The sequence below is a fragment of the Agromyces arachidis genome (assembly GCF_052805135.1).
Genome location: NZ_JBRBDK010000015.1, coordinates 22,588 through 28,587, shown reverse-complemented (window position 1 = coordinate 28,587; position 6,000 = coordinate 22,588). Strand labels below are relative to the sequence as shown.

General features: G+C 73.5%; 7 protein-coding genes. 2 read left to right on the top strand and 5 right to left on the bottom strand.

The genetic code is table 11. The features are described 5' to 3' along the window. Nucleotides 1-182: 182 nt before the first annotated feature. Nucleotides 183-1,100 (bottom strand): aggregation-promoting factor C-terminal-like domain-containing protein, encoded by a 918-nt coding sequence (locus ACUY4T_RS14250; protein ID WP_446019628.1) that lies wholly within the window; start codon nucleotides 1,098-1,100, stop codon nucleotides 183-185. Between the two features lie 518 nt (nucleotides 1,101-1,618). Beyond that, nucleotides 1,619-2,383: a glycosyltransferase family A protein gene (locus ACUY4T_RS14245; protein WP_446019627.1), complete on the bottom strand. Its 765-nt coding sequence runs from the start codon at nucleotides 2,381-2,383 to the stop codon at nucleotides 1,619-1,621. Between the two features lie 175 nt (nucleotides 2,384-2,558). On the opposite strand from ACUY4T_RS14245, the gene ACUY4T_RS14240 reads away from it, so the two are divergent. Continuing rightward, the gene (locus tag ACUY4T_RS14240; protein WP_446019626.1) at nucleotides 2,559-3,122 is read left to right on the top strand and encodes an RNA polymerase sigma factor; all 564 of its coding nucleotides are present in this window, start codon (nucleotides 2,559-2,561) and stop codon (nucleotides 3,120-3,122) included. Next, nucleotides 3,112-3,957: a hypothetical protein gene (locus ACUY4T_RS14235; RefSeq protein ID WP_446019625.1), complete on the top strand. Its 846-nt coding sequence runs from the start codon at nucleotides 3,112-3,114 to the stop codon at nucleotides 3,955-3,957. Before ACUY4T_RS14240 ends, ACUY4T_RS14235 begins: the two co-directional genes overlap by 11 nt. Nucleotides 3,958-4,020: 63 nt before the next feature. Here ACUY4T_RS14235 and ACUY4T_RS14230 read toward each other — a convergent pair whose 3' ends face one another. From ACUY4T_RS14230 to lepB, 3 genes are read right to left on the bottom strand one after another with little or no spacing between them, the layout of a single operon-like run. Further along, nucleotides 4,021-4,602, bottom strand: a complete 582-nt coding sequence (locus ACUY4T_RS14230) for a mismatch-specific DNA-glycosylase (RefSeq protein WP_446019624.1) — start codon at nucleotides 4,600-4,602, stop codon at nucleotides 4,021-4,023. A gap of 35 nt (nucleotides 4,603-4,637) precedes the next feature. Further along, the gene (locus ACUY4T_RS14225; RefSeq protein ID WP_446019623.1) at nucleotides 4,638-5,486 is read right to left on the bottom strand and encodes an NUDIX hydrolase; all 849 of its coding nucleotides are present in this window, start codon (nucleotides 5,484-5,486) and stop codon (nucleotides 4,638-4,640) included. 20 nt (nucleotides 5,487-5,506) lie between these two features. Next, on the bottom strand, nucleotides 5,507-5,977 hold the full coding sequence (gene lepB, locus ACUY4T_RS14220; protein WP_446019622.1) for a signal peptidase I: 471 nt from the start codon (nucleotides 5,975-5,977) through the stop codon (nucleotides 5,507-5,509). Nucleotides 5,978-6,000: the final 23 nt, after the last annotated feature.

Genomic DNA, 6,000 nt, shown 5'->3' with positions numbered 1-6,000 from the left:
GGGGGGGGGGGGGGGGGGGGGGGGGGGGGGGGGGGGGGGGGGGGGGGGGGGGTGGTGGGGGGGGGGGGGGGTTTTTCGTAATTGCTCGAGGGGGGGGGGGGACCACAGAACACACGGGTGGCGGTCGTCACTCGGGTTGCCCCCCGCCACGCGTGAGCGCCCGGGGGTACGGGGAGCGGAGCTCAGTACCAGCCGACGGAGACCGAGTGCGACCAGGCGCCGCACGGGGTGCCGTACCGACCGGAGATGTAGCCGAGGCCCCACTTGATCTGGGTCGCGGCGTTGGTCTGCCAGTCGGCGCCGGCCGTCGCCATCTTGTCGCCCGGGAGGGCCTGCGGGATGCCGTACGCGCCGCTGGACGGGTTCGTGGCGTAGACGTTCCAGCCCGACTCCTTGTTCCAGAGGTCGACGAGGCAGCCGAACTGGTCGTCGCCCCACCCGTACATCGAGGCCATCAGGTCGCGGGCGATCGCCTGGGCACCGCTCGGGTTCGCCGGACCCGAGGGGTACGACGGGGTGCTGGGGCCGGCGGACTCGGCTGCGGCTTCGGCGGCGGCCTTCTCCGCAGCGGCCTTCTCGGCAGCGGCCTTCTCGGCGGCCGCCTTCTCGGCAGCGGCCTTGTCGAACGCGGCGATCTCGGCCTTCACCTGGTCGGCGTGCGTGGTCGCGACCGCGGCGAGCTCGAACACGCGCTCGGGGGCGAGGTACGTGTAGTCCTCGAGGCTGGCGACCGTCGAGGCCAGCTCGGCCGCATCGGCCTTGCCCTTCGCCGCGGCGATGGTGTCGCCGGCGACGGTGAGGGTGTCCTCGGCCTGCTTCACCGCCTGCGCCTGGAGGATGCCGCCGTGGGCATCGAGCTGCTCGATGCCGCGGCTGTGCGCCTCGGCGAGCGCCGCCGTGTCGGCGATGCGGGCGTTCTCGTCGGCCACGGCCGACTGGAGGGCGAAGCCCGAACCGACGAGCGCGCCGACGGCGATGACCGCGCCGGAGCCGAGCAGGGCTCGACGGTTCCGGCGGATGCGCCGCACGCGCGTGCGCGCGCTCTCCGACTGGTCGGGGCTGGGGGACGTGGGGGTGCTGGGGGAAGTCTGGTTACGCATAGATTTCACATGTCGGCTGCGCGTGCTGTCGGCGCGCAGCCGAGGATCCTGTCGTCTCGGTGCAAGAAAAGGGGGGTCGCCGGGGCGAAGTCGCCAGTCTGCACACCTTTCCTCCACAAGTCGTGCCCGTTTCCTGTGAAAGTCGTCAACGCTCTCGACGTTTCCTCACGTCCGACCCGTCAGGCCATGACCGCCGGGCAGGTGAGAAGTCCGGGTATCCCTGCCACTCCCCCGGCCCGTGCGAGCGCACGAACGCGTGATGCACCCGCTCGCACGCGCCGCGCAACGTCGTGGCCCAGCCGAGGAGTCCGCCCTCGAACTCGGCGCGGTAGCTGACCTCGCCGTCGACGCGGACGATCGTCACGCGACCGTACTCCCGACCCATCGAGTCGACGAGGCGCCAGCGGCCCGGTTCGGGTTCGTCGGCGGCGAGGATCGGATGCCAGGTGACCAGTGGTGCTCCCTCCAGAGCGCCCCGGCCGGCGTGGCATCCATGGTACGCCGCCGGCCCGACGTGCTCAGGGGCGCGCAGAGACCGCCTGGCGGGATCGCGGCCGCATTGCGCGGCGGTACCACCGGTACCACGGGAACTCGTCCGGCCAGTGGGACACGATCGAGTGCATGCCCCGGCGCAGCCGCAGCATCCGATCGCCGCGCAGTGCCCGCATCGACACGCCCATCATGAGCGCGTGGTCGTAGCGGATGCGGCGGCGCGGGCCAAGGTGGACCGAGAGGTCCATGTCGTCGTGCATGAGCGGATCGTGCCGGTGCACCCGATCGCGCACCTCGAGCCACGCGGAGCGGCGGGCGGCGAGGTTGGAGCCGAAGAGCGGCACGTGGCCGAGCGCGGGGGCGACGGTGACGTAGTAGCTGCCGAGGTAGGCGAACGCGAGCGGGCGTCGCCACCGCTCCGGCCCGTCGATGAAGGTGGCCGGTCCGGTCACCGCGGCCAGCTCGGGATCGGCGGAGAACGCGGTGGTGATCCGCTCGATCCAGTCGACGGGCGGCAGCGAGTCGGCGTCGAGTCGCGCGACCACCTCACTGCGGGCCTCGTCGAAGCCGCGGGCGGATGCCGCGGGGATCCCCGGCTCGGGCTCGGCGACCACGCGCGCCCCGGCAGCGCGGGCCACGTCGGCCGAGTCGTCGGTCGACCCGTTGTCGACGACCACGATCTCGTCGGGGGCGACGGTCTGCGCGGCGAGCGCGGCGAGGCACCGACGGAGGACTTCGGCGTCGTCCTTCACGGGGATCACGACCGAGACCGTCGGCGGTGGTGTTGGCATGCCACCATCGTGCCCGACGTGCGGATGCCGCGTGCAGGGGCTTGCGCGCGCGCCGCCGACCGCACGGCCCGATCGGACGGTCGCCCAGGGGCCCGACCGGGGCGCCGATGAGACCGGCCGGAAGGCCTGTGACCTTCGCGGCCCCGGCGGACATCTCTAGGTTGAGGGGGTGCACGTGGAAGAGAACGAGAGCACCGACGCCGATCTCCTCGGGAGGCTGGCGGGCGGTGACCAAGGTGCGCTGGCGGTCCTGTTCGACCGCCATGCCACTGCGGTGACGCGGTACGCGTGGGCGATCGCGACGAGCCGCATGGACGTCGAGGAGGTCGTCCAGGACACCTTCGTCACGGCATGGCGGAAGGCCGGCGAGATCACCATCGCCGACTCGTCCCTGCTGCCGTGGCTGCTGGTGACCTGCCGGTTCCTCGCGCTCAACCTGAATCGCCGTCGGGCGCGAGCCAGGACCGACGTCCTGCCGGACGAGCACACGACCGACCTCGCGGGACTCGGTGGCGGACGGAACGACGCCGAGACCGCGCGCGAGGAGCTGCGCTGGGTGCTCGACGAGATCGCCCGGCTCGAGCCGACCGATCGGCGGGTGTGCGAGATGTGCCTCGTCGAGGGAATGCCGTACGCGGACGCGGCGAAGGCCTTGGGCCTCAGCGTCGGCGCGGTGAAGCAACGCGTGTCCCGGAGCCGGGCACGACTGAGGAAGGCGGTGACCGTCGATGAGAACTGAACCCCCCACCGGCGACGAGCTCACGCGCATGCTCGTCCACATGAAGCGGAACGTCCTCGAACGGGCCGCGGCGGAGCCGAAGCCCGAGCGGAACCGGCTCACCGACCGCATCCTCGGCGGAATCCTCGCCGTGGGACTGCTGCTCGGACTCGGCACCGCCGGAGCAGCGATCGCCGGCGCCGTCGGCGGCGACGGCGACGAAACGGAGGCGGTCGCCGCGACGAGCGCGCCGGTGACGGCTCCTCCGACGACAGAGCCGCCGACGCGGACGTTCCCGGTCGAGACGGCACCTCCGCCCGCCGTCGATCCGCTCACCACCGTGTCGACGATCGCCGTGCGGCCCGAGGGGCTCGACCTCGTCGACGATGCGGGCGCCATCGTCGCGCAGTTGTCGTACTTCGACGACCCGGCGGCCTTCGCCGACACGCTGGCCACGGTGTTCGATGCGACTCCGACGATCGAGGACCACGACGGGTGGATCGGCCCGGACGCGGTCATCTGGTTCTGGCCCGGCCTCACGGTCGGAGACGGCGCGTACGACGACGCCGAGAACCGGATTCCCATCTCGGTGCTGTTCACCGAAGGCGTGGTGGGTGACGGCGTCGCCGTCACCGCCGGCGGCTTCACGCCGGGTGGCGACTTCGAGGCCCATGCCGCCGCCAACGGAATCGCCGTGGACGGGATCGACGAGAGGACCGGAGCACCCCTGGAGTACGGCCCCGAGCTCGGCCCGTCGGACGGCGAGTACCGCAATGCCTGGGCGGTCATGGGACTTCGGACCGGCAAGGTGTTCGCCCCGTACAACCCGGTGACCCGACTCGGCATGCGCGGCTGATCGGCGGCTCGACCCGGTCGACTGATTCGTCAGGCGGCCGGGTCGATCCGCCGTGGGGCCGCGTCACGCTCCGTTCGCGCGCAGCTCGATCCCCGCCGCGCGCGCCGGCTCGGCGTAGGCGCGTGCGAGGTCGCCGACGGTCGCGTGCGCGTTGAGCCCGCTCGGGTTCGGCACGACCCAGAGCTCGGCGCCGCCGAGGCGCTCGTCCTGACGGCCGGCCGTCGCCCCGGGCCGGCCGAACCCCTGCCGGTAGGCGGTCAGCCCGACGATCGCGACGACGCGGGGATTCCACCGCCGCACGTCGCGCTCGAGCCTCGCCGCCCCCTCGCGAAGCTCCTCGCGACCGAGCTCGTCGGCGCGGGCCGTGGCACGGTGCACCAGGTTCGAGATGCCGATCCCCGCGTCGAGGAACATGCGCCGGTCGTCGTCGGTGAGCCCGTCGGCGAACCGCGGCACCCGCGGGATGACGCCGGCCGCGGCGAGCGCGGGGTGGAACCGGTTGCCGGGGTGGGCGAAGTGCGTGCCGGTCGCCGCCGTCCACAGTCCCGGGTTGATGCCGACGAACACGAGCTTCGGGTGCTCGGGCATGAGGTCGTCGACGCTGCGGTCGCGGAAGGACTCGAGTTCCGCGCGCGTGAATCCCATGGTCAGATCATGCCGGAGGGCGGGCGCCGACCGCCTCATCCGGGGCCATGATCGTTCGAGCGGACCGCCTCAGCGGCGCGCCGGACGCGCGCGAGGATGCCGCGCGTCGCCCGCGCGTGCAGGCCCGCGCCGAGGAGGAGGCCGCGGTACACGGCCCCGTGCGGCCCAGGGAAGACGGCCCGGGTCACCGCGCGCAGGCGGGTGCGCTCGCGGTCGACGCGCTCGATGCGGAACTCCAGTTCGTACTCGGCGTACCGGTGGCGCCCGGCCAACTCCAGGCGTGTGGGCGGGTCCGCCGCGACGACCCGGAATCCCGGCACGGTCGATCCCACGGCGAGCGGGCGCGGGCCCGACGCCTCGATGTCGTCGCAGCCGAGCGCTCGGGCGATCCGCGCGCCGCCGGCGAACCTCAGGCCCTCCTCCAGCGCGGCGTGCACGTCCGCGGCATCCGCACCGATGACGACCGAGTGCTCGTCGACGCGTGGCAGGGACGGGGCGATGCCGGCGCCGCGCAGGTGCGAGACCAGGTGGGTGGTCGTGCGCAGCCGGGAGAGCGCACCCGGCCCCACCCAGCGGGCGTCGGTCGCATCATCGCCGGGCGCGAGCGCACCGCCCACGGGCCGCGCGGCGAAGTCGTGGACCTCGTACACGCGTCCGTCGCCTGCCGGGACGTGCACGGCCCACAGCTCGCGGCCGATCGCGACCCGGACGCCCGTCTCCTCGAGCGCCTCGCGCGCCGCCGCCTGCAGGAGCGTCTCCCCCGCTTCGACGCGCCCGCCCGGGACCGACCACCGCCCGCGCTGCGGGGCGTGGCGCCGCCGGACGAGCAGCACGCGGCCCTCGTCGTCGGTGATCACGGCGCCTGCCGCGAGGACGACCTCCACCCGACCACGGTACGTCGCGCTCAGCGCGCGAGCACGCCCGTCGCCGCGATCGGCCAAGGGAACACGCGCATGCGCGCCACCCCGACGACGTCGCCGGTCGGCACGAACGACTCCCGCCACGCGCGCGGTTCGTGGAGCCGCTCGCGGAGGTCGCTCAACGCGAAGTAGCGGTCGTCCGGCACGCCGAACGACCCGTGGAACCCCGCCGATCGACGGGCGTAGGGCTCGAACAGCTGGTGGTCGTTCACCCAGGTCGCGCCACCGTCGTCGATCCGCACCCGATCGCCGGGCAGGCCGATCACCCGGCGTATACGGGTGCCGGCCTGATCGGGGACGCGATAGACGAGGATCTCGCCCCTACGCGGCCGGGCGGCCCCGCGCACGCGGCTCGCGAGGAGCACGTCCCCCGGGTGGAGTGCCGGCCGCATGGCATCCGAGCGAACCACGGTCAGCACCGGCGCTCCCTCCGGGCGCAGGACGGTCGGCGCCACACGGTCAGGATACGGACGGTCGG

Excerpts from the sequence above, each read along its gene's own strand:
- ACUY4T_RS14250 (WP_446019628.1), bottom strand. The coding sequence starts at position 1,100 with ATGCGTAACCAGACTTCCCCCAGCACCCCCACGTCCCCCAGCCCCGAC.
- ACUY4T_RS14245 (WP_446019627.1), bottom strand. The coding sequence starts at position 2,383 with ATGCCAACACCACCGCCGACGGTCTCGGTCGTGATCCCCGTGAAGGAC.
- ACUY4T_RS14235 (WP_446019625.1), top strand. The coding sequence starts at position 3,112 with ATGAGAACTGAACCCCCCACCGGCGACGAGCTCACGCGCATGCTCGTC.
- ACUY4T_RS14230 (WP_446019624.1), bottom strand. The coding sequence starts at position 4,602 with ATGGGATTCACGCGCGCGGAACTCGAGTCCTTCCGCGACCGCAGCGTC.